At 70.9% G+C, this 22,282-nt stretch carries 16 protein-coding genes and 1 tRNA gene; 6 read left to right on the top strand and 11 right to left on the bottom strand.

Features of this window, described 5'->3' with window-relative positions; genetic code table 11:
* Positions 1-19: 19 nt before the first annotated feature.
* Together N4G66_RS40895 and N4G66_RS40890 are read right to left on the bottom strand one after the other, a co-directional pair.
* On the bottom strand, positions 20-1,417 hold the full coding sequence (locus N4G66_RS40895; protein ID WP_261709383.1) for a GntP family permease: 1,398 nt from the start codon (positions 1,415-1,417) through the stop codon (positions 20-22).
* A gap of 160 nt (positions 1,418-1,577) precedes the next feature.
* Positions 1,578-2,105: a gluconokinase gene (locus N4G66_RS40890; RefSeq protein ID WP_261709396.1), complete on the bottom strand. Its 528-nt coding sequence runs from the start codon at positions 2,103-2,105 to the stop codon at positions 1,578-1,580.
* Between the two features lie 130 nt (positions 2,106-2,235).
* Between N4G66_RS40890 and N4G66_RS40885 the strand changes: the two genes are divergently transcribed.
* Positions 2,236-2,937, top strand: a complete 702-nt coding sequence (locus N4G66_RS40885; RefSeq protein WP_261709382.1) for a FadR/GntR family transcriptional regulator — start codon at positions 2,236-2,238, stop codon at positions 2,935-2,937.
* A 37-nt stretch (positions 2,938-2,974) separates the two neighbouring features.
* Here N4G66_RS40885 and N4G66_RS40880 read toward each other — a convergent pair whose 3' ends face one another.
* From N4G66_RS40880 to N4G66_RS40860, 5 genes are all read right to left on the bottom strand, one after another.
* Positions 2,975-3,349, bottom strand: coding sequence for a YchJ family protein (locus N4G66_RS40880; protein ID WP_261709381.1), 375 nt, complete (start codon positions 3,347-3,349; stop codon positions 2,975-2,977).
* 4 nt (positions 3,350-3,353) lie between these two features.
* Positions 3,354-4,769, bottom strand: coding sequence for a M1 family metallopeptidase (locus tag N4G66_RS40875; protein WP_261709380.1), 1,416 nt, complete (start codon positions 4,767-4,769; stop codon positions 3,354-3,356).
* Positions 4,770-4,842: 73 nt separating this feature from the next.
* Positions 4,843-8,718 (bottom strand): Pls/PosA family non-ribosomal peptide synthetase, encoded by a 3,876-nt coding sequence (locus N4G66_RS40870; RefSeq protein ID WP_261709379.1) that lies wholly within the window; start codon positions 8,716-8,718, stop codon positions 4,843-4,845.
* A 373-nt stretch (positions 8,719-9,091) separates the two neighbouring features.
* Positions 9,092-10,084, bottom strand: a complete 993-nt coding sequence (locus N4G66_RS40865) for a polysaccharide deacetylase family protein (RefSeq protein ID WP_261709378.1) — start codon at positions 10,082-10,084, stop codon at positions 9,092-9,094.
* A 33-nt stretch (positions 10,085-10,117) separates the two neighbouring features.
* Complete coding sequence (locus tag N4G66_RS40860; RefSeq protein ID WP_261709395.1) at positions 10,118-11,044, bottom strand: glycoside hydrolase family 11 protein; 927 nt, start codon at positions 11,042-11,044, stop codon at positions 10,118-10,120.
* A 761-nt stretch (positions 11,045-11,805) separates the two neighbouring features.
* Here N4G66_RS40860 and N4G66_RS40855 point away from each other — a divergent pair.
* Positions 11,806-12,687, top strand: a complete 882-nt coding sequence (locus N4G66_RS40855; RefSeq protein ID WP_261709377.1) for an ABC transporter substrate-binding protein — start codon at positions 11,806-11,808, stop codon at positions 12,685-12,687.
* Positions 12,688-12,739: 52 nt separating this feature from the next.
* Here N4G66_RS40855 and N4G66_RS40850 read toward each other — a convergent pair whose 3' ends face one another.
* Complete coding sequence (locus N4G66_RS40850) at positions 12,740-15,520, bottom strand: SpoIIE family protein phosphatase (protein WP_261709376.1); 2,781 nt, start codon at positions 15,518-15,520, stop codon at positions 12,740-12,742.
* Between the two features lie 404 nt (positions 15,521-15,924).
* Positions 15,925-16,012: transfer RNA gene (locus tag N4G66_RS40845), tRNA-Leu, on the bottom strand.
* A 187-nt stretch (positions 16,013-16,199) separates the two neighbouring features.
* On the opposite strand from N4G66_RS40845, the gene N4G66_RS40840 reads away from it, so the two are divergent.
* The 3 genes from N4G66_RS40840 to N4G66_RS40830 all read left to right on the top strand — a co-directional run bounded on the left by N4G66_RS40840 (position 16,200) and on the right by N4G66_RS40830 (position 19,179).
* On the top strand, positions 16,200-17,525 hold the full coding sequence (locus tag N4G66_RS40840; protein ID WP_261709375.1) for a M20/M25/M40 family metallo-hydrolase: 1,326 nt from the start codon (positions 16,200-16,202) through the stop codon (positions 17,523-17,525).
* Positions 17,526-17,764: 239 nt separating this feature from the next.
* On the top strand, positions 17,765-17,998 hold the full coding sequence (chpH, locus tag N4G66_RS40835) for a chaplin ChpH (RefSeq protein WP_261709374.1): 234 nt from the start codon (positions 17,765-17,767) through the stop codon (positions 17,996-17,998).
* Positions 17,999-18,213: 215 nt separating this feature from the next.
* Positions 18,214-19,179, top strand: coding sequence for a chaplin (locus N4G66_RS40830; RefSeq protein ID WP_261709373.1), 966 nt, complete (start codon positions 18,214-18,216; stop codon positions 19,177-19,179).
* Positions 19,180-19,436: 257 nt separating this feature from the next.
* Here the strand turns inward: N4G66_RS40830 and N4G66_RS40825 are convergent, their stop codons facing one another.
* Positions 19,437-19,625 carry a DUF5703 family protein gene (locus N4G66_RS40825; RefSeq protein ID WP_081223519.1) on the bottom strand — a complete coding sequence of 63 codons (189 nt, stop codon included), beginning with the start codon at positions 19,623-19,625 and terminating at the stop codon, positions 19,437-19,439.
* Positions 19,626-19,672: 47 nt separating this feature from the next.
* On the opposite strand from N4G66_RS40825, the gene N4G66_RS40820 reads away from it, so the two are divergent.
* Positions 19,673-20,368 carry a hypothetical protein gene (locus N4G66_RS40820; RefSeq protein ID WP_261709372.1) on the top strand — a complete coding sequence of 232 codons (696 nt, stop codon included), beginning with the start codon at positions 19,673-19,675 and terminating at the stop codon, positions 20,366-20,368.
* A 182-nt stretch (positions 20,369-20,550) separates the two neighbouring features.
* Here N4G66_RS40820 and N4G66_RS40815 read toward each other — a convergent pair.
* Positions 20,551-22,282 (bottom strand): helix-hairpin-helix domain-containing protein (locus N4G66_RS40815; protein WP_261709371.1); only part of this gene is annotated, 1,732 nt, incomplete at its 5' end.

Below are 22,282 nucleotides of genomic sequence, written 5' to 3'. Positions count from 1 at the left end.
ACCGCCCTGGACGACCGCCCTAGATGACCAGGGACAGCAGCAGCACCAGTCCTCCGGCCACCACCGAGATGATCGTCTCCATGACGGACCAGGTCTTGACGGTCTCGCCGACGCTCAGACCGAAGTACTCCTTCACCAGCCAGAAGCCGGCGTCGTTGACGTGGCTGAAGAAGAGCGAGCCCGCACCGATCGCGAGAACGAGCAGGGAGGTGTGGGTGGTCGACATGTCGGCCGCGAGGGGCGCGACCAGACCGGCCGCCGAGATGGTGGCGACGGTCGCCGAGCCGGTCGCGAGACGGATCGCCACCGCGATCAGCCAGGCCAGCAGCAGCGCGGGGATCGACCAGTCCTTGGAGATCTCCAGGATCATCCGGCCCACACCGGAGTCGATCAGCGTCTGCTTGAAGCCGCCGCCCGCACCGACGATGAGCAGGATGCCGGCGATGGGCGCGAGGGACTTCTCGACGGTCGTCGAGATGCGGTCCTTGGTGAAGCCGGCTGCCCGGCCCAGGGTGAACATGCCCACGATCACGGCCGCGAGCAGGGCGATCAGCGGCGCTCCGGCGACGTCGAAGACGCGCTGTGTCATGTTCGCCGGGTCGTCGACGACGATGTCCACCAACGCCTTGGCCAGCATCAGCACCACCGGCAGCAGCATGGTGGCGAGGGTCGCGCCGAAGCTCGGGCGCTTCTCCAGGTCCTCCGAGGCACGCTGCGGGACCATGCGGTCGGGGGCCTGGACGTCCACCCAGCGGGCCGCGTACCGCGAGAACACCGGACCGGCGATGATCACCGTCGGGATGGCGATCAGGACACCGAGGGCGAGGGTGATGCCGAGGTTCGCCTTGACCGCGTCGATCGCGACCAGCGGGCCGGGGTGCGGCGGAATCAGACCGTGCATCACCGACAGGCCTGCGAGCGCCGGGATGCCGATGCGCATCAGCGAGTAGTTGCCGCGCTTGGCGACCATCAGGACCACCGGGATCAGCAGCACGATGCCGACCTCGAAGAACAGCGGCAGACCGATCACCGAGGCGATCAGCACCATCGCCCACGGCATGGCGCGCCCGCCCGCCTTGGCGAGGATCGTGTCGACGATCTGGTCGGCGCCGCCCGAGTCGGCGAGCAGTCTGCCGAGGATCGCGCCGAGGGCGATCAGCACACCCACGCCGGCCACGGTCGAGCCGAGTCCCGTGGTGAAGCTGACGATGACCTTGTCGAGCGGGGCACCGGCGAACGCACCGAGGGCCAGTGAGCCGATGGTCAGGGCCAGGAAGGCGTGCAGCTTGAACCTGGTGATGAGCAGGACGATGACGGCGATGCCCGCCAGCACGGCTATGCCCAGTTGAGCGTGGCCCGCCGAGGTGATCGGTTCGACGGTGTCCGCTGCCAGCGTCTCGACACTGAGTCTGGTCACGGTTGTTCCCTTGCTTGAGAAACGGACGCGGGGAAGGTGGTGCGCGAGAAAGCGCCTTCCCGACGGAAGGCACGGGTGGGGAAGCCACCGCCGCGGCACGGGCCGGTGCGGCGGAGGACGGGCGACACCGCGTGGGGACGGCGGCGCCACCGTGAGGGGGCTACTGCTCGGGCGGTGCGAGGCCGTCGAGCGCTGCCACGGCCCGCTCGGTGATCTCGGCGGGGTCGCCGGACACATCCACCTGGACCCCCGCCTCGTCCGCGGCCAGCGGCTGGAGCGTGGCGAACTGCGAGTCCAGGAGTGCCGTGGGCATGAAGTGCCCCTCGCGGTGCGACATCCGGTCCTCGATGAGCTCGCGGTCACCGGTGAGATGGACGAAGACGACCCCGGGCGCCGCCGTCCGCAGCCGGTCGCGGTAACCGCGCTTCAGCGCCGAACTGCTGACCACACCACCGAGCCCGGCCCGGTCGTGCGCCCAGCGCCCGATGGCGTCCAGCCACGGTCGGCGGTCCTCGTCGGTCAGCGGTGTCCCGGCCGTCATCTTGGCGATGTTGGCCTGCGGGTGGAAGTCGTCGCCCTCGGCGTACGGAACGCCGAGCCGGGCCGCGAGCAGCGGGCCGATGGTGGTCTTCCCGGTACCTGCGACGCCCATGACCACGACGACATGGGGGGTGGGACTGTGCTGCATCGCGCTCTCGCTGTCTTCGTCGACATCTGATGTCGACGCCACTGAAACGTATTAGGTACGACTAATTCAAGAGTGTGTGACATATAAGTCTGACTTTTTGTTCGTGGCGTCGGCCTCGTACGCTGGCTCCATGACCACACGGGGCCGGGGACTGCACGGACACGTACTGGAATCCCTCGGGCCGGCGATCACGGCGGGCGACTACCCGCCGGGGAGCGTTCTGCGCACCGACGAACTCGCGCAGCGCTTCGAGGTGTCCCGTTCCGTGATGCGCGAGGCGGTCCGGGTGCTCGAGTCCATGTATCTGGTCGAGTCCCGCCGCCGTGTCGGCGTGACGGTCCGCCCCAAGTCCGAGTGGAACGTCTACGACCCTCAGGTCATCCGCTGGCGGCTGGCCGGCGCCGACCGTCCCCACCAGCTGCGTTCGCTCACCGTGTTGCGCTCGGCCATCGAACCCGTCGCCGCGGGGCTGGCCGCCCGGCACGCCACGGCCGAGCAGTGCGCGGAGCTCACCGAGTGCGCGCTCGGCATGGTCTCCACCTCACGCGGGCAGCAGCTGGAGGCGTACCTCGTACACGACGTCGCCTTCCACCGGGTGATCCTCAACGCGTCGGGCAACGAGATGTTCGCCCGCCTGGGTGACGTCGTCGCGGAGGTCCTGTCCGGCCGGACCCATCACGACGTCATGTTCGAGGACCCCGACCCCGCCGCCGTCACCCTGCACGTCAAGGTCGCCGCGGCCGTCCGCGAGGGCGACGCACCCCGCGCCGAGCGGCTCACCCGCGAGATCACGGTCGGCGCGCTCCAGGAACTGGACGTCCTGGCACCCTGACGGTCAGTGCACCCCGACGGTCAGTGCGCCCCGACGGTCAGTCGAGGAACTCCCCGTCCGCGTACACCCAGGCCCCGTCCACCCGCTCGAACCGGCTCCGCTCGTGCAGCGAGCCGCCCCGGTAGGAGGCCCGGAAGGTCACGGTCCCCGTGCTGTGGAACGCCGAGCCCTGACCCGTATCGAGGATCTCCAGGCCGGTCCACCGCATCCCGGGGTCGAACTCCACCCGGGCCGGCCGCGTCCGCGGATGCCAGGTCCGCAGCAGGTACCCCTCGTCCTCCTTCACGAAGGCGCAGTACCGCGACCGCATGAGCGACTCGGCACTCGGTGCCGCGGCCTCGCCGCGATGGAAGCGCCCGCAGCAGCGCGCGTACGGCTCGGCGAGCCCGCAAGGGCATGAACGGCTGGTCATCGCGTCATTCTCCCCGGACCCGCGCCGAGTCCGCGTTCGTGGGCGGATAGGTGGGCCGGGCCGGCATCTGCTGGGCCGGTGCCGGTGCCGGTGCCGGCTGCGTCGGCAGTGGCGGCAGCGCCGTCTCGTACAGCCACGCCGTGAAGAGCTCGTCCAGGGGCTCGGCCGCGTAGCGCGAGACGTGCGAGGTGAAGACGGCCGTGGTGACCGCGCCGCCCCGGTGCAGGGTCGCCCAGCCGCGCAGCATGCGGAAGAAGGCCTCGTCGCCCATCGCGCAGCGGATCGCGTGCACGGTGAGCCCGCCGCGCTCGTAGAGCCGGTCGTCGAACATAAGTTTGCGGCCCGGGTCGGACAGCAGCAGGTCCTGCGGCAGCGTGGACAGCTTCCGGTGCGCTCCGGCGGCCAGCTGACGCGCCGGGCGGCCGCCGGAGCGCTCCGACCACAGCCACTCGGCGTACTTCGCGAGCCCCTCGTTCAGCCAGATGTGCCGCCAGTCCGCGATCGTCACGCTGTTGCCGAACCACTGGTGCGCCAGCTCGTGCGCGATCAGCCGCTCCGAACCCCGCGACCCGTCCAGATGGTTGGCGCCGAACAGCGAAAGACCCTGCGCCTCGACCGGGACGTCGAGCTCCTCCTCGGTCACCACCACCGCGTACTCGCCGAAGGGATACGGCCCGAAGAGGCCCTCGAACAGCTCCATCATCGCGGGCTGCCGCGCGAAGTCCCGGGAGAACTCAGGGAGCAGCTGCGCGGGCAGATGCCCGGACTGCGGTACGCCCCCGAGGCCCGGGTCGCCGAGCAGCACCGTCTGGTACTTGCCGATCGACAGGCCCACCAGATAGCTGGAGGTCGGCGCCGACTGCTCGTACACCCAGGTGGTCGTCGACGCCTTCGTCGTCCGCGTCAGCAGACGCCCGCCCGCCACCACCGCGTACGCGGAGGGCGTGGTGATCGAGATCTGGTACGCGGCCTTGTCGGCCGGCCGGTCGTTGCACGGGTACCAGGACGGCGAGCCGACCGGCTGGCTCGCCACCAGCGCCCCGTCCTCCAGCTCCTCCCAGCCGAGCCCGCCCCAGGGGCTGTTGACCGGCTTGGGGTTGCCCGACCAGTGCACCTCGACGGTGAAGGCGGCGCCGGACCGTATCGGCTTCGGCGGACGGACCCGCAGCCTGCCGCCCCGGTGCGTGTAGTGCGGCGCCTTGCCGTCGACACGGACCCGGCCGATCCGGAAATCGGCCAGGTTCAGCTGGAACTCGGTCAGCGGGGAACGGCCCGCTATGGCGTTGATCCGCGCGGTGCCGGAGAGCCGGTTCGGGCCGGGGCGGTAGTCCAGCGCCAGCTCGTACCGGTGCACCCGGTAACGGGAATCTCCGTTGGCCGGGAAATAGGGGTCCGGTCCCGCTGTCTGCTGAACGCTCACTGCTGCGACTGCTCCCTGCCCTGTGCTCGACGTGCCGCTGTACCGCCCTTCGTGTCCGATCAGGTCAAGTCTGCTACGAACGCCAGGCCTCGATCGGATTGCCCAGCCAGCGGGTGTCGTCGGGAACGGACTCCGCCGCCATCACCAGCGACGCGGGACCCAGCGTGGAACGGGCCCCGACAGTGCTGCCGGGCAGGACGATTCCGCCCGGACCCAGGGTGGCGCCCTCACGGAGGACCACAGTATCCGTCCGCAAGATCCGGTCGTGGAAGAGGTGGGTCTGCAGGACACAGCCCCGGTTGACCGTGGTCGCGTCCCCGAGCGTCACGAGGTCCGTCTCGGGCAGCCAGTAGCTCTCGATCCACGCGCCCCTGCCGATCCTGGCGCCGAGCCCCCGCAGCCACGCGGTCATCAGCGGCGTACCGGGCACGGATCCCGCCAGCCACGGTACGGCGACGACCTCGACGAAGGTGTCGGCCAGCTCGTTGCGCCACACGAAACCGCTCCACAGCGGGTGCTCACCGGCGCGGTGCCGGCCCACCAGCAGCCACTTCGCCACGATGGAGACGAGGCACCCGAGTACACCCACGGCGAGCAGCACCGCCCCCGAGAACGCCCACGCCCACGGCCCCAGCGCGCACAGCGCGGCGACCGTCAGCACGGCCAGCGCCGCCGAGCAGAACACCGGCACCAGCCGGCACAGCTCCACCAGACCGCGGGCCCACAGCAGCCGGGCCGGGGGGTCGTAGGTACGGCTCTGGTCGCCGCCCTGCGCCGCACGCGGCAGCTTCATCGGCGGCAGCCCCAGATACGAGCTGCCCTTCTTCGCCTTCTTCGGCGTCGCCGACAGCACACCGACCAGACCGCCGTCCGGCACGCTGCGGCCCGGAGCGGTCATCCCGGAGTTGCCGAGGAACGCCCGGCGGCCGATCTCGGCCCGCCCGATCCGCATCCAGCCGCCACCGAGCTCGTACGGCGCGGTCAGGGTGTCGTCGGCGAGGAACGCGCCCTCGCCGACCGTCGTCAGACTCGGCAGCGCGAGCACGGTCGACACCTCGGCGCCCCGGCCGATCCGCATGCCGAGCAGCCGCAGCCACACCGGCGTGATCAGTCCGGCGTACAGCGGGAACAGCGTCTCCCGGGAGCGGTCCATCAGCTGGGTGACCGTCCAGGCCTGCCAGCCGATCCGGCTGTGCGTGGGATGCGTGCCCTCGTGCAGCCCGAGGCTCAGCAGCCGTACGGAGACCAGGAGCAGCAGCGCGTACGCGAGACCGAACGCGAGCGTCGCCGGCACCAGGGCGATCCCGGCACCGCGCAGCGCCGCACCGAGCCCGGCGTCCGCGTTCACGAACACCCGGGCCACCAGCAGTGCGGCGACGGCGGCCAGCACCGGCAGCGCGCTCAGCGCGAACCCGGTCGCGCCGTACATCACCCGCCAGTACGTGCCGCGCTGCGGCCGGTCCTTGGGCCACGCGCGCTTCGCCTTGCCGAGCTTGCCCGCGGGCGCGCCGGCCCAGCGCTGCCCGGTCGGAATCTGCCCCACCACGGCGGAACCCGGGGCCACCTCGGCGCGCTTGCCGACCCGGGCCCCCGGGAAGAGGATGCTGCGCGTTCCGACAACGGCACCGGCGCCCACCTTCACGGTGCCGATCTCCAGCCGGTCACCGTCCAGCCAGTACCCCGACAGGTCCACCTCGGACTCGACGGCGGCACCCCGGCCCAGCTTGAGCATGCCGGTCACCGGCGGCAGCGAGTGCAGATCCACGTCCGGGCCGATCCTGGCGCCCAGCGCACGGCCGTACCGCTCCAGCCAGGACCCGGTCAGCGAGGTCGCGCCGCTGAACGCGGCGAGCCGCTCGGCGGTCCAGAGCCGCAGATGGACGCTCCCGCCGCGGGGGTGGCGGCCGGGCTTCACCCCGCGCAGCAGCAGCCGCGCACCGCCCGCGGCGACGGCGAGCCGTCCCGGCGGGCTGTAGAGGACGAGCGCACCGGCGCCCACCAGCCACCACGAGGTGCCCGGCGCCCACGGATACGGACCGAACCAGTGCAGTACGTTGCCGAGCGCGGCCAGCGCCACCGTCCAGCGCAGCCCGAGCAGGCTGAACAGCGGGATCAGGACGAGCAGCTGGACCAGCTTGGCGCGCAGCGGGACCGGCGCGACGATCCGCTCGGCGCCGTCGTCCTGGCCGGACTTCTCCAGGTGCCGGGCCAGCTTGCGCAACACGGGCTGCTGATAGATGTCGAGGACGGCGGCGTTCGGGTAGCGGGCACGCAGTTTCGTGGTGAGCTGCGCGGCCGCGAGACTGCTGCCGCCGATCGCGAAGAAGTCGTCGGCGGAGGCGCCGACGGGGATGCCCAGCACCTCGCTCCACTGCTCGGCGAGCCAGGCCTCGGTGCCGTACAGCTGCTCCTTGGCACCGGCGGTCTCCAGGCCCTCCAGCGGCCAGGGCAGCGCGCCCCGGTCGACCTTGCCGGACGTCCGGGTCGGCAGGTCCTCGACCGGCGCGATCAGCGGCACCAGCGCGGCGGGCAGTTCGGCGCGGAGCTTCTCGACGGCGGCCGCCCGGTCCCAGCCGTCCTGGGTGACGACATAGCCGACGAGGAGCTGATTGCCGCCGCGCGCGGTCCGCACGGCCGCGGCGGCGCCCGCGACACCGGGCAGCGCCTGGAGCGCCGCGTCCACCTCGCCGAGCTCGATCCGGCGTCCGCCGAGCTTGATCTGCTCGTCGGCCCGCCCCAGGAAGATCAGCCCCTCTGGTTCGGCCTTGACCAGGTCACCGCTGCGGTATGCCCGCTCCCAGCCCAGTGACGCGAGCGGCGCGTACTTCTCGGCGTCCTTCTCGGCGTCGAGGTAGCGGGCGAGCCCGACCCCGCCGATCACCAGCTGGCCGCTGCCGCCCATCGGCACCAGCTCGCCCGCCTCGTCGACGACCGCCAGCTCCCAGCCGTTCAGCGGCAGCCCGATCCGGATGGGCTCGTCGCCGGTCAGCAGCGAGGCACAGGCCACGACCGTCGCCTCGGTCGGCCCGTACGTGTTCCAGACCTCCCGGCCCTCGGTCACCAGCCGCTGCGTCAGCTCGGGCGGGCAGGCCTCGCCACCGAAGATCAGCAGCCGGACCTCGTTGAGGGCTTCGGGCTCCCACAGCGCGGCGAGGGTGGGCACGGTGGAGACGACGGTGATCTCCTGCTCGACCAGCCAGGGGCCGAGGTCGGCGCCGCTGCGCACCTGGGAGCGCGGTACGGGCACCAGACAGGCCCCGTAGCGCCAGGCCAGCCACATCTCCTCGCAGGAGGCGTCGAAGGCCACGGACAGGCCCGCCATGACCCGGTCACCGGGGCCGATCGGCTCCTCGGCCAGGAAGAGGTCCGCCTCCGCGTCGACGAAGGCCGCGGCGCTGCGGTGGCTCACGGCCACGCCCTTGGGCTTACCGGTGGAACCCGAGGTGAAGATGATCCACGCGTCGTGCTCGACGCCGGGCCGCCCGGCGGGAACCTCGGAGCGGCCGCCCACGGTCAGCTCGTGCCCGGCGCCGATGACCGCGCGCACCTCGGCCTCGCCGAAGACCAGCTCGGCCCGCTCGTCGGGGTCCTCGGCGTCCACCGGAACATAGGCGGCCCCGGCCGCGAGGATGCCGAGGATCGCCACGTACAGGTCGTTCGTGCCGGACGGGACCCGAACGCCGACCCGGTCGCCGAGCCCCACCCCGGCCTCCGCGAGCCGCCGGCGCACGGCCTCGACCTCGGCGGCCAGGGCCCGGTAGGTGAGGGCGCGCCGGCCGTCGTCGAGAGCGGGCTCGTCGGGGTACGCCCGTACGGAGGCATCGAGGATGTCGACGAGCGTGCGCGGCGAGGCAGCCGAGGCGGCGGAGAAGCGCGCCTGGTCACCGAACTCCGCACGCACCTCGTCGTCGGACAACGCGAGTGCGGGGCCTTGCTGGAGGGCTGCCATCGGGTCCTCACGTGTTGTTCCCGGAGACTCCGGAGACTCCGGAGAGCCGGTGGGCCCGCAGGTACGCCTGGGGATATTCCGGTCCAGCTCCGAACAAGCCTGCAATTTTAGTACGACGCTAGCCTCGGACCTGGTAATCAGCGATGCGAGGCCTCCTCCAGGGGCCGCCCCATCCTTGGTTCCGGTGCTGTGACGTGGGGATATGTCAGCGTGACGAGATCTGCCCCACATCTTTCCGTGACAACACGAACACGCCGAGCGAGGGCCCCGATCCGATGATCGGGGCCCTCGCGTGCGGGTGCGGCGGATGTGGCGCGGCGGCCACGGACCGCCGCGCCACCGGTGCGCTGTTCCTCGGTGCGTCCTCGCCGGGTCAGCTCGCGCTGCAGGAGACCGTCGGCCAGGTCCAGGTGCCGTTGGTCTGGATGGTGACGCCGAAGTTGTTGCCGCTGCCGTTGGGTTTGGCGGTGAGGACCTGGGCGCTCGGATAGCTCGCGCTGATGTTCCAGGTCGCGATGATCTTCTCGGGAGCGGGGACGTTCATCGTCACGGTCCAGTTGTCGGAGCCGGTGACCGCGACGTTGAGGTTGTACCGGTCGCTCCACTGCTGCCCGGCGGAGAGCGTCGCGGTGCACGCGCCACCGCCACCACCCGTGCCGCCCCCGTCGGGGGCCACGGCGCGGCCGGTCTGCGGAGAGATCATCCCGGCGCACAGGCCACGGGAGGCCAGTCCCTGCGCGATGCGCGGGATCGCGGCGATCGTGTTGGCCGGCCAGTCGTGCATGAGGATGACCTGGCCGTTGGTGAGCCGGCCTGCGGCCTGGACGATCGCGTCGGTGCTCGCGCCGTTCCAGTCCTGCGAGTCGACGTCCCAGATGATCTCGGTCAGGCCGTACTTGGCCTCGACCGCCTTGAGCGTCGAGTTGGTCTCTCCGTACGGCGGACGGAACAGTTTCGGCGTGCCGCCGCCGGCGGCGGCGATGGCCTGCTGGGTCCGGGAGATCTCCGAGTCGATCTGCGCCTGGCTCTGCTGGGTCAGATGCGGGTGGGTGTAACTGTGGTTGCCCACCCACATGCCGGCGTCCACCTGGGCCCGTACCTGGGCGGGGTTGGACGCGGCGTACTGGCCCTCGTTGAACATCGTGGCCCGCAGGCCGTTCTGCTTGAGGGCGTTGAGCAGGGTCGGCGTGGTGCTGGACGGGCCGTCGTCGAAGGTGAGTCCGACATACCCGCTGCAGGTGACGGCCCGAGCCGGTCCCGCGTCGAGGGCGAGGGGGCTCGCGGCGGCCGCCGCGACGACGGCCAGCCCCGTGACCAGCGAGCGTAACGAGCGGGCCGGTCCGAATCTCGCGCGAAGTGATCTCATGCGAAGTGGTCCTCCAGTCTCGGGGGTGCGGGGTCAGCTCGTGCTGCAGGAGACCGTCGGCCAGGTCCAGTTGCCGTTGGACTGGATGGTGACGCCGAAGTTGTTGCCGCTGCCGTTGGGTTTGGCGGTGAGGACCTGGGCGCTCGGATAGCTCGCGCTGATGTTCCAGGTGGAGAGGACCTTCGCGGGGGACGGCACGTTCATCGTCACGGTCCAGTTGCTGGAGCCGGTCACCGCGACGTTGAGGTTGTACCGGTCGCTCCACTGCTGGCCGGCGGACAGGGCCGCGGCGCACCCGCCGGTGCCGCCACCGCCTGATCCACCGCCTGATCCGGTGTCGCCCAGCGTGATGTTGGAGTTGCCGCTGCTCTGGTATCCCTCGGTGGCGAGGATCATGTAGTAGTTGAAGCTGCCGAGGTTCATTCCGGCGCGGGCCCAGGCGTCGAAGTGGTTGCCCGTGGTGATGGTTCCACCCGTCCTCTTCGACTGCCGGACACTCCAGTACTGGTCGAAGGTGCGGGTGCCCTCGACGGAGGGGGCGTTGGTCCGCGTCGTCTTGTAGATGTCGTACGTGCCACCGTCACTGGTGACGGTGCCCATGAACGTGCCCATGGGCCGGTAGGTGCCCCAGTTGTCGACGATGTAGTACTCCACGAGCGGGTTCGACGTCCATCCGTAGAGGGACAGATAGCCGTTGCCGGACGGGTTGAAGGTGCCGGAGTAGGTCACACTCCTGCGTCCGCCGTTGGCCCAGCCCTTGCCGGCGACGAAGTTCCCGGTGTTGTTCCATGACGTGCTGTAGTTGCCGCCGGAGCCCAGGTTCATGGACACCGTTCCGCCGCTGTCGGTCCAGAACGAGTAGTAGTACCCGTTGTTGGTGCCGGTCTGGTTCGAGCTGACGACCGTGTCGGCCCGGGCGGTGCCGGGCAGGGTCATCGCGGCCACGGCGACCAGCAGCATGGTGCAGACGCCGCTGATGAGCAGCCTGAAGTGACGGAACGCCCCTGAACGACCGCTGCTGCGGCTCGACGGGTGTGCGGGTGCGTCGATCATGTGCGTGTTTCCTCCTCGTCCTTGTGGGGTCGGTGGGGGCCGGGCGACGTGACACGACCGTGCGAGGGCTGTGCGGGGACTTTTCGCGAGGGTCGCGGAACAGGAGTGACGGCGACCGCGCGTCGGTGTCGCGCTACACGGCCGGACCAGTGCTCTGTGAATCGCGAACAGTGTTGATCTGGCCCTGTCAACTGTCAATACTTTCGACGCTGAATCCGAAACATTCGTCCGGAACCGGCCGCGCCGAGGTTGACGTCTTGCCTGATGAGATGCCATGTTCGATCTGATCTGGATGGGATGGTCACCTGATGTCAACCGACCGAGATCAAGGGCATCCATCGACTCTTCGAATGTTTCGGAGAATTTCCGGATGCCCCGCGACACCCTGCCTGCGCCTCACGGCTCGACCGGGCAACGTGAGGGCGTGCGACCCGCTCCGTGACCATGACCTGTTCCGGCGGCTGCCCGGCTGATCTCACCGGTGTGCGGCATGGCCGGACACGGCGCGGCCGGGGAATGGCTCGCGCTTTCGGCCGGTCGCTGCGACACCGCCGGAAGACGGGTGATCCGACCCGCGCCCCGGAGTTCTCCCACGTGGCTCCGGCAGTCGTATGGTTCGGGGTGATTTATGGTGACTCAAGGAGTATGCCCCTACCGGAGGTGCAATGATGCGCGCCGCGGCAGCGATCGTCTCTCTGGCTGTCAGCGTGGCGCTCATCGTCGCGACATCGGCTTGTGACCAGGGCGGGTCGGCGTCGTCGAAAGCCCACTACGGCGAATGCCCGGTCTCGGGACATTACGGGGAGTTTCACCTGTCACCCCGGACGGCGGGCGCCCTCACGGTCAAAACGACCCTGCCCGCGCCCGGCTGGTGGAACGGCGGCGACACACCGGACTCCATCAAGAGCGGCTACGAGTACTGCATGGCCGCCAACATCGCCTACCGGTCCGGACTCGACCGGGTGAAGGTGGAGAACGCCCCTTTCCCGCAGGTCGTGTCCGGCCGGACCAAGGACTTCGACCTGGCCCTGGCGCAGATCACGATCACCCCGGAACGGAGCAAGGTCGCCGAGTTCTCCCCGCCCTATCTCTCCTCGACCCTGGGAGTGCTGATCAGGGACGGTGAGAAGATCAACGGAGACAACATCCGTGACGTCCGCATCGGAGTGGCCGAGGGCACCACGGGCGAGGAGTTCGTCAAGAAGCGCCTCAAGCCGACCAAGCCCGTCACCGCCTTCCCCAACGACCCGGACATGGTCACGGCGCTGGAGGAGGGACGGATCGACGCGGTCGTCCACGACACGACGATTCTGCTGGCGTATCCCCAGAAGCGGGAGGGCAGGGTGCGCCTCGTGGGCCAGTACAGGACCGACCAGGGTTACGGCGCCCTGTACCCGAAGGGGTCACCCAACAAGGACGAGCTGGACCGGATCATCAGGCAGCTGATCGACGACGGAACGCTCACCAAACTGTCGGCCGTCTATCTCGGGGCCGCTTTCGGCCAGGACCCGGCCAAGATCCCGTACTTCACGGTCGACAACGGCTCCTGAGCGCTCGGGGCCGGCGCACACCCCGGGGCGGCGGTCCGGTTTCCGTCCCGCTTCACAGGTCGGCCATCAGGAGACCGCTCAGGTCCCCGGCGGCTCCGGCGTCGAGCGCCTGCTCAGCCCAGATGATCTTGCCTCGGTCGGTGTACCGGGTCCCCCAGCGGCGGGACATCTGCGCGACGAGAAACAGACCACGGCCCCCCTCGTCGGTGAAGGTTGCGCGGCGCAGGTGCGGGGAGGTGCTGGTGCCGTCGGCGACCTCGCAGATCAGGCTGTCGCTGTCGCGCAGCAGCCGCAGACTGATGGGGCTCCCTCCGTACCGGATGGCGTTCGTCACCAGTTCGCTGACGATCAGCTCGGTCGTGAAGGCGGCCTCGCCGAGCCCCCAGGATTCCAGCCTGCGGGTGGCCTCGGCGCGGATCCGGGGGACGGCCGCGGGGTCGGCGGGGACCTCCCACTCCCCGACCTGCTCCGGGTCGAGCAGCCGGGTGCGTGCGACGAGCAGGGCGACATCGTCGCTCGACCTGGTGTGCAGCATCGCGTCGAGCACCGCCCGGCAGGTGTCGTCCGGGGTGGCGCCGTCCGTATCGGCAAGCGCCTCCTTCAGCATGCCGAGCCCGATGTCGATGTCACGGCCGCGCGCCTCGACCAGGCCGTCGGTGTAGAGGACGAGTCGGCTGTCGGCGGCCAGCCGGAGTTCGGCCGTCTCGACCGGCAGACCTCCTCCCACGCCGAGTGGCGGGGCGACGGGGATGTCGGGGAAGGTCACGGAGCCGTCGGGCGAGACCAGCGCCGGACCGGGATGACCGGCCCGGGCGAGAACACACCGCCCGGAGACCGGATCGTAGACCGCGTACAGGCAGGTGGCACCGGTGACGGCCTCGGTGTTGCCCTCGGCTGCCGCGTCCTGGTCGATCCGGGTGATCAGGTCGTCCAGGTGTGCGAGAAGCTCGTCCGGAGGCAGGTCCAGGGCGGCGAAGTTGTGCACCGCGGTCCTCAGACGACCCATCGTCGCGGCGGCGTGCAGACCGTGTCCGACGACGTCGCCGACCACCAGGGCCACCCGGGCCCCCGGCAGCGCGATGACGTCGTACCAGTCGCCGCCCACCCCCGCCTGGGCGGGCAGGTACCGGTGCCCGACCTCCAGGGCGGACAGCTCGGGGAGCGTGCCGGGCAGCAGGCTGCGCTGGAGGGTGACGGCGGTGGTGTGCTCGCGGGTGTATCGGCGCGCGTTGTCGATGCACACGGCCGCCCGGCCGGCCAGTTCCTCGGCGGGGGACAGGTCGTCCGGCTCGAAGGGGTCCTGCTCCGAACGCCAGAACTCCACGACCCCCAGCAATTGGCCTCGGGCCTGGAGCGGCACCGAGATCATGGAGCGGATACCGAATTCGATGACCTTCCGGGCCCGCTCCGGGTCCTGGGCCCGCCATCCGTCGGCCGTGGCGAGGTCCGCCACCAGGACCGGCCGACCGGTGGTCATACCGATGGCCACCGGGTTGCCGGGCACGTAATGCACAAGCGTCCCGACAGGGTGAAGGGGCGCGTCCTCCCGGATACCCGCGGCTGCGATACGGCGCATTTCCGTACGCGCCCCCGTCGGCTCACCACCTTGCAGCACGGGCTCCACCAGCTCGACGGTGGCGAAGTCTGCGAAGCGCGGAACCGCCACCTCGGTCAGCTCCTCGGCGGTGCGCTTCATGTCGAGCGTGGTACCGATCCGCATGCTGGCCTCGTAGAGCAGCTGCAGGCGCCCGCCGGCCACGTCCGCCCGGCCCGCGAGGGCACGCAGCTCCGTGGTGTCCCGCAGGGTGGCCACGCTGCCCCCCTGCAGGCCCACCGGCCGCACGCTGACCGCGAGCAGGATGTCCCCGGCCAGGAAGACCTTGTCCGTGGCCGTGCGGCCCGATCCCAGCAGTCCGGCCAGGGCCGGGTTCAGCCCGAGTCCGGTGACCGGCCTGCCCTCGGCCTCCGGCGGCAGTGCGAGCAGCCGGCGCGCCTCGTCGTTGACCAGCAGCAGCCTTCCGTCACCGTCCAGAATGATCACGCCTTCACGGACCGCGTGCAGCACCGCGTCGTGGTGCTCGTACATGCGGGTCATCTCCACCGGCCCCAGGCCCTGGGTCTGGCGCCGCAGACGCCCGCTGACCAGTGCCGACCCACCCGCGGCCAGCAGCAGCGCGGCACCGCCGGCGGCGAAGATCACCGGCAGTTGGTTCTGCACCACACTGGTCACCTTGTCCACCGTGACCCCCACGGTGACGAGGCCGACCGCGGTCCCCTTCTCGTCGAAGACGGCCACGGTCGAGTCGACCGCCTTCCCCAGACTGCTGTCGAACGTGGTCTGGTGGGGCTCGCCTTCGAGTGCCTGGCCGTAGGAGGTGGAGACGTGCTTCCCGATCTGGTCCGGGTCCGGGTGGGTCCACCGGAAGCCGTAGGGGCTCAGCGCCACGACGTAGTCGACGCCGGTCTTCTTGCGTACCGCCTCGGCATGTGGCTGCAGTGCCGCCGTCGGGTCGTCGCTCTTCATCGCCTCCGCGGTGCCCGGGGCGTTCGCGAACGACTCGGCCGCCACCAGTGACCGGTCGGCGGCTTCCTGGATCGCGCGGTTGCGGTCCTGGATCACGAGCACCACCACGGCCGTGACGATGAGCACCAGGACGACCACCAGTTGCAGCAGAAAGACCTGACCGGCGACGCTGCGCGGCTTCCGCAGGAACAGCACACGTCGGCCGGCCGAATGATGACGGGACTGCGGGCCGCCTTCCGGCGGCCCGGCCTTCGGTGGCACGCGATCGCCCCGTCGGCTCGCTGGGACGTATCGCCCGAGTTTGCCCATTTTCCCAGTATCAGTGACCTGCGCGACGGGCGCGGCTCAGGGCGGGCCCGGGCTGGTCCGGTCGGGCCGGTACCGCGGCAGGCGAGGAGCCGTCCGCACATGGACCCGGCGACGGACACGGCGCGCCCCCGGCCCGCCCTCGGAGCGACCCGGCCCGAAGCGAACCGAACCGAGATTCGCAGGAACCCGGGCCGTGGCGAGGTCGCGGACGGCACCGGCATCACGGGCACGCCGGAGCCGACCGGGATGTCACTTTTGGGCACGGCCCAGAAGCCCTCCGCGGCCGCGTCGCCGAAGCGGCTCCCGGTCCGGCCCGTGCTCGGGAACGACGAAAAACCGGTCGAGTCATAGACTCGACCGGTAATGCGTGAACGCATGGGGGATGATCTCGTGAACGTCCCAGCTGGTGTCCGAGGGGGGACTTGAACCCCCACGCCCGATAAAGGGCACTAGCACCTCAAGCTAGCGCGTCTGCCATTCCGCCACCCGGACAAGGTGTCTGTCGCGCGGGTTTCCCTCGCGGCGACAGAGGAAACATTACCAGGCTTTCGAGGGCCCCCGATCACACCCCCGCCGCCGCGTGAACGGCGTGTGACGGGCCGGGTCCTGCCTTGGGGAGGAGAGGGGGTCGGAGAGAGGATGAGGGGGACCACCAGCGGCGACAGCGGGAGGAAGCAGCGTGAGCGAGAGCGGCACGACCAGGAACGTCACGGGCGAGGACGAGGTCGTGGACCTCTGTCGTGAGCTGATCCGGATCGACACCAGCAACTACGGGGACCACTCGGGCCCGGGTGAGCGCAAGGCCGCGGAGTACGTCGCCGAGAAGCTCGCCGAGGTCGGACTGGAGCCGCGCGTCTTCGAGTCCCACAAGGGGCGCGCCTCCACGGTGGCCCGCATCGAGGGCGAGGATCCCTCGCGGCCCGCGCTGCTCATCCACGGTCACACCGATGTCGTACCGGCCAACGCGGTGGACTGGACCCATCACCCCTTCTCCGGCGAGATCGCCGACGGGATGGTGTGGGGCCGCGGCGCGGTCGACATGAAGGACATGGACGCCATGACGCTGGCGGTCGTACGGGAGCGGATGCGCACCGGCCGCAAGCCTCCGCGTGACATCGTCCTCGCCTTCCTCGCCGACGAGGAGGCGGGCGGCACGTTCGGCGCCCGGCATCTGGTCGACAAGCACCCGGACCTCTTCGAGGGTGTCACGGAGGCGATCGGCGAGGTCGGCGGATTCTCCTTCACGGTCAACGAGAAGCTGCGGCTGTACCTCGTCGAGACCGCGCAGAAGGGCATGCACTGGATGAAGCTGACCGTTGACGGCACCGCCGGACACGGTTCGATGATCCACAAGGACAACGCGATCACCGAGCTGTCCGAGGCCGTCGGGCGGCTCGGCCGGCACAAGTTCCCGGTGCGCGTGACGAAGACCCTGCGGCACTTCCTCGACGAGCTCGGTGACGCGCTCGGCACCGAGCTCGACCCGGAGAACATGGACGAGACGCTCGCCAGGCTCGGCGGCATCGCCAAGCTCATCGGCGCCTCCCTGCAGAACACCGCCAACCCGACCCAGCTGGGCGCCGGTTACAAGGTCAACGTCATTCCGGGGCAGGCCACCGCACATGTCGACGGCCGTTATCTGCCGGGCTACGAGGAGGAGTTCCTCGCCGACCTCGACCGGATTCTCGGTCCCCGGGTGAAGCGCGAGGACGTGCACGCGGACAAGGCGCTGGAGACCGGCTTCGACGGTGCCCTCGTCGACGCCATGCAGACCGCGCTCGTGGCCGAGGACCCGATCGCGCGTGCCGTGCCGTACATGCTCTCGGCCGGCACCGACGCCAAGTCCTTCGCCGACCTCGGCATCCGCTGCTTCGGTTTCGCCCCGCTGAAGCTGCCTCCGGAGCTGGACTTCGCGGGCATGTTCCACGGCGTCGACGAGCGGGTCCCGGTGGACGCGCTGCAGTTCGGCGTGCGCGTACTGGACCGTTTCATCGACGCGTCGTGAGGCGCCGTCGAGGGGATGTCCCGGCGCACCGCCGACGGGGTATCGCGACGCACCGCCGACGGATTGTCCTGACCTGCCGCCGACGGGTTGCGGGGTGTTGACGCCGACATTCGTCCTCACGTGCGGAGGCCGCCCGGGACGGGTGAATGTGACCATAAGCCCATAGCCCTACTACTCCCTCCTCGTTACAGGTGTTGCGATCCGCTGCTTGGGATCGCATTTGCCTACAAGGAGGAATAATGATCAAGAAGATCGTCGCCGCCGCGGCTGCCACTGGTGGTCTGGTTCTCGCGGGTGCGGGCCTGGCCGTCGCCGACTCGGGCGCCCAGGGTGCCGCTGTGCAGTCCCCGGGCGTCGTCTCCGGCAATGTCATTCAGGTGCCTGTTCACGTCCCGGTGAACGTTTGCGGCAACACGATCTCCGTGATCGGGCTGCTGAACCCCGCCTTCGGCAACACCTGCGTCAACCACTGACGTTGTGCCTCATCCCATGAGGGGCACCCCATGGGCCACCTCATGAGGGTCACTTCGTGAAGGTCTGAGCTCGTCGGCCCCGGAGTGCGCGCCATGCGCTCCGGGGCCGACCGGCATTCCGCGCACACGTCCCATGAGTGTGCGCGTGTTCCGGATGGTCCACGTCCCAAGGACTGATGGTCCACGTCCCAAGGACTGAAGGCAGGGATTCAGCTATGCGACAGGTCACCCGCAAAGGCCTGATGACCGTGGCGGCGGCCAGTGGTGTGCTCGCGGTCACCGGCGTCTCCGCGCACGCCGACTCGGGCGCGATCGGCTCCGCGTCGGGCTCTCCCGGCGTGCTGTCGGGCAACACGGTGCAGGCGCCGGTGCACGTGCCGGTCAACGTCTGCGGAAACACCGTGAGCGTCGTCGGGTTGCTCAACCCGGCGATGGGCAACACCTGCGTCAACCACGGCGGCCGAGGCGGTACGCCCGACGGTCACGGCGGCTACGGCGGCCACGCCGGCCGGGGGACCCGCTCGGGCGGCGGTTCATCGGCCGACGGCCACACCGGCCGCTCGCCGGGGGTGGGCTCCGGCAACCACGTACAGGTGCCGGTCGACGTCCCGGTCAATGCCTGCGGCAACAGCGTGAACGTCGTGGGGGTCGGCAACGCGGCGGCGGGCGACAGCTGCGCGAACGGAGCGTCCACCGGTCACCACTCCACGCCCCGGCCCGGCGGCCACCAGACACCCCCACCCGGAAAGCCGCGGCACCCGGGTCAACCGGGCCACCCCGACCAGCCATGTCAGCCGGGTCACTCCGAGCACCCGGGTCATCCCGGGCACCCCGGCCATCCCGGTCAGCCGGGCCACCCCGGGCATCCTGGAATGCCCGGTGAGCCGGGGCACCCCGGAACCCCCGGGCACCCGGGTCAGCCCGGAACCCCCGGTCGGCCGGGCCACCCGGGCACCCAGGGTCAGCCGGGCACGTCTCCCTCGGGCGGCGGCAAGCACCGCGGTGGGGCCTCGCAGGTCGGGCACGTGGGGTCGGCTTCCGTCGCGCAGGGCGCCCCGGACGGCGCGGCCCAGCTCGCCCATACGGGCAGTGAGCTTCCGCTCGGCGCGGTCGTACCGGCGGGAGCCGCCGCGCTGCTGGCCGGCGCCGTGCTCTACCGCCGGGCGCGCTCGGCGGCGTAGCGCAGTCATGGTGCGGTGATCACACCGAGGAGTGAATGCGGTGATCACACCGAGGAGTGAATGCGGTGATCACACCGAGGAGTGAATGCGGTGATCACGCCAGGGAGTGAAGGCGCAGGCGTGACCCGGTACGGCGCGGCGCAGGAGTGATCACTGCGCGGCACGGTTGTGCGACCGAGGCGCCACGGCCTTTCCGGTGACGTGAGCGACGGTGCGGGCCCGCGATGGCGGGCCCGCACCGGTTCAGCGGTCTTCCGTCACCACGTGGCGCGTACCTGGCGAATGATCCGTCGGCGCAACCGCACTCTGCGGCTGCCGTCGCGGAGCAGGCTCAGGCGGTCCAACTCCCAGTGTCCGTACTCTGCATGGTCCGTCAGCAGACGTGTCGTCTCCTTGCGGGAGACCCCGCGAGGTACGTACACGTCGACAAATTCGTATTCCGGCATCGCATCTATTGTGCGGGCAGAGGCCCTGTACGGATAGCGTCTGCTCTATGTCTGATGCTGTGCAGCCCACCGCTGCCGAGGTACGTGCCGCCGCCGAGGCGGTCAAGACCGCACTCGACCGCCACCTGGCCGCGGTCGAGCGCAGGACGGGCGATGACGACCCGGCCGTCTACGAGGCGTTCAACGAGCTCGCCGCGGCGGCCGAGGAGTATGACGAGCTCCTCTACGACCGCTATGACGAGGTCACGCCCTTCGAGATCCCCGGCAGTGACGACACGCTGCCTCCGTACACCGGACCAGAGGAGCCGAACGCGCTGAGCGTGGTGATCCGCCGGGACTACGCGGTGGTGGAGCCGCAGCGACTGCTGGCGCAGGCCCAGCGGGTGGAGGCGGTCGAGGAGGACGGCGCCACCGCCACCGAGGGCTTCGACGCGGCGGCCGGCACCGTTCACGGTGCGCTCGGGGTCCTGTTCGGAGAGTTCGAGCCGGACGAGATCGCCACCCGGCACAAGGAATTCGGGCTGGAGGAGGGTGACTCCACACTCTGGGTGACTGCCGCGGACGAACCGGCCGAGCCCGGTGAATGGCTGGAGGCACCCTTCGAGTCGATCGACCCGCAGCGTGTCGTCTGCCGCTTCGACGTCAGCGCGGTGTTCGACGACGAGTCGGACGACGACCTGGACGACGACCTCGGTTCCGACAGGGAGATCGACCCCCTGGACCCGCTGGACGCGGATCGCTGAGGCCGGCTCGGCACCGAGGACGTACACGGGTGGCGGCCACCGGAATACGGTGGCCGCCACCCGCATGCTCCGGCACGGCGACCGCTCAGTCCGGCGACTGCGTGAGCCGTGCGACCGCACAGCCCGGCAGTCGCACGGCCCGGTAGCGGTACGGGCCCGGTGACCGCACAGACCCGCACCGGTCAGCCCGCAGTCGGCGTCTGCGCCTTCAGCAGAGCCTGCAGGCGCGTGGTGCGCGGCTTCTGCGGAACCTCCGCCACCGCGTGCGGCAGCGCCTGCTCCACGCCGTGCACGACGGAGAGGTGCCGCTCGGCCCGCCCGAAGGCCGTGTAGACCCACGGCCGGGTCAGGGCCGCCGCGGCGTCGCCGGGAAGCACCACCACCGCTGCGGGCCAGCGCAGGCCCACCGCCTGGTGCGCGGTGAGCGCCCAGCCGTGCCGCACAGCCTGCTCCACCCGCTCCTTCGGTACGACGACGGAGGCGCCCGAGCACTCCAGGTGCAGCCCCTCGGCGTCGGCCTTCACCACCTGGCCCGGCAGCGTACGACCCGGCGCGGGGGAGTAGACGATCCGGTCGCCGGGGTCGAAGCCGCCGAAACGGCCCGGACCGGGGTTCAGCCGCTCCTTGAGCGCGGTGTTCAGCGCGCGGGTGCCGACGGCGCCGCCGTGCCCCGGGGTGATCACCTGCGTCTGCTCGGCCGGGATGCCGATCGCGCGGGGCACCGAGTCCGCGACCAGCTGAACCGTCCGGTGCACCGCCTCGCCGGCGTCGCGCACCGGGACGATCACGACCTCCTTGCCGGGTGCCTCGACCTGGTTGAGCTCGCCGATGCCGACCCCGGAGACCAGCTCGCCGATGGGCCCGGGGTCAGGGGTCCGCGAGGCCACCTGCGGGCAGGCGCGGGCGGCGAGCAGGTCCGCGAAGACCCGGCCGGGGCCCGCCGACCAGAGCATCCCCGGATCACCGCTCAGCACGAGGCGCGCCCCGTCCGGCAGCGACTCGGCGATCATCGCCGCCGTCTCGACGTCGAGCTGCGGGGCGTCGAGGACGACCAGGACGTCCAGGTCCAGAGCCCCGTCCGTGTCCCGGCCCGGTCCCTCGGTGCCGGAGAGGAGCCCGGCGACAGTGGCGACGCCGGTCGCCGTGCCGTCCCCGGGACTGTCCGCGGAGCCGTCCGCGGACTCCTGCCGGGCCGGTCCGGCCGCGAAGTCGTCGCGGCCACCCGAGGTGTGCGTGGCGGCCCAGCCGCGCAGGCCGAGCGCACGCGCCGCGTGCAGCAGCGCCGCCGCCTCGGCCCGGGAGGCGTCGCCGCCGGTGTGCAGCACCAGGCCGTGAGCGGCGACCGCGCGGATCAGCTCCCCGGCGGAGCGGGGGGCCGCGGCAGCGGCCCGCTCCCAGTCGGCGGCCGAACCGTCCTCCTTCGGTACCGAGTTCATCACCCGGGCGAGTCCGTCGGCGAGGCTCTCCTCGGCCAGCGCGTACCGCTCCAGGCCGATCAGGATCCGCACCGGGCGTTCCTGGGGCTCCTCCTCGTCGTCCTGGGGAGCCGGGGCCTGGGGAGCCGTGTCCAGCGCGTCCTGGAAGACCAGGGCCTCGCCCTCCGCGAGAGCGCTCTGTACGGCCGCGTCCGGGTCCGGGACCGAGCGCTGGGAGAGGGCGGCGGTGAGGGCCGGGGCATCCAGCGCGGTGTGTCCGGCGACGGCCGCCTGCTCCAGCAGCCACACGGTCAGCGCCATGCCACGACGCTCGTCGTCCGGGCCGCACTCCGCGCCGAGCAGCACCCGGGCGAACCCGTCGGCCTGCTCGGGCCGCACTCCGGGGACCCGCAGCAACTGCCAGGGGTCCTCGCGCAGTTGGTCGTCGGCGCCCTCGCCCAGGACGGCGACGACCTGTGCCGCGAGCGCTTCGGGGGCG

The organism is Streptomyces rhizosphaerihabitans (assembly GCF_025399795.1).
In the GTDB taxonomy this organism is placed as follows: Bacteria; Actinomycetota; Actinomycetes; order Streptomycetales; family Streptomycetaceae; genus Streptomyces; species Streptomyces rhizosphaerihabitans.
This window is presented reverse-complemented; position numbering and strand designations above follow the sequence as displayed.

What these genes read in the sequence shown, in the direction of transcription:
- N4G66_RS40870 (WP_261709379.1), bottom strand. Translation starts at nt 8,718, where the DNA reads ATGGCAGCCCTCCAGCAAGGCCCCGCACTCGCGTTGTCCGACGACGAG.
- chpH (WP_261709374.1), top strand. Translation starts at nt 17,765, where the DNA reads ATGATCAAGAAGATCGTCGCCGCCGCGGCTGCCACTGGTGGTCTGGTT.
- N4G66_RS40885 (WP_261709382.1), top strand. Translation starts at nt 2,236, where the DNA reads ATGACCACACGGGGCCGGGGACTGCACGGACACGTACTGGAATCCCTC.
- N4G66_RS40860 (WP_261709395.1), bottom strand. Translation starts at nt 11,044, where the DNA reads ATGCTGCTGGTCGCCGTGGCCGCGATGACCCTGCCCGGCACCGCCCGG.
- N4G66_RS40855 (WP_261709377.1), top strand. Translation starts at nt 11,806, where the DNA reads ATGCGCGCCGCGGCAGCGATCGTCTCTCTGGCTGTCAGCGTGGCGCTC.
- N4G66_RS40825 (WP_081223519.1), bottom strand. Translation starts at nt 19,625, where the DNA reads ATGCCGGAATACGAATTTGTCGACGTGTACGTACCTCGCGGGGTCTCC.
- N4G66_RS40880 (WP_261709381.1), bottom strand. Translation starts at nt 3,349, where the DNA reads ATGACCAGCCGTTCATGCCCTTGCGGGCTCGCCGAGCCGTACGCGCGC.
- N4G66_RS40850 (WP_261709376.1), bottom strand. Translation starts at nt 15,520, where the DNA reads ATGGGCAAACTCGGGCGATACGTCCCAGCGAGCCGACGGGGCGATCGC.
- N4G66_RS40830 (WP_261709373.1), top strand. Translation starts at nt 18,214, where the DNA reads ATGCGACAGGTCACCCGCAAAGGCCTGATGACCGTGGCGGCGGCCAGT.
- N4G66_RS40890 (WP_261709396.1), bottom strand. Translation starts at nt 2,105, where the DNA reads ATGCAGCACAGTCCCACCCCCCATGTCGTCGTGGTCATGGGCGTCGCA.
- N4G66_RS40865 (WP_261709378.1), bottom strand. Translation starts at nt 10,084, where the DNA reads ATGAGATCACTTCGCGCGAGATTCGGACCGGCCCGCTCGTTACGCTCG.
- N4G66_RS40820 (WP_261709372.1), top strand. Translation starts at nt 19,673, where the DNA reads ATGTCTGATGCTGTGCAGCCCACCGCTGCCGAGGTACGTGCCGCCGCC.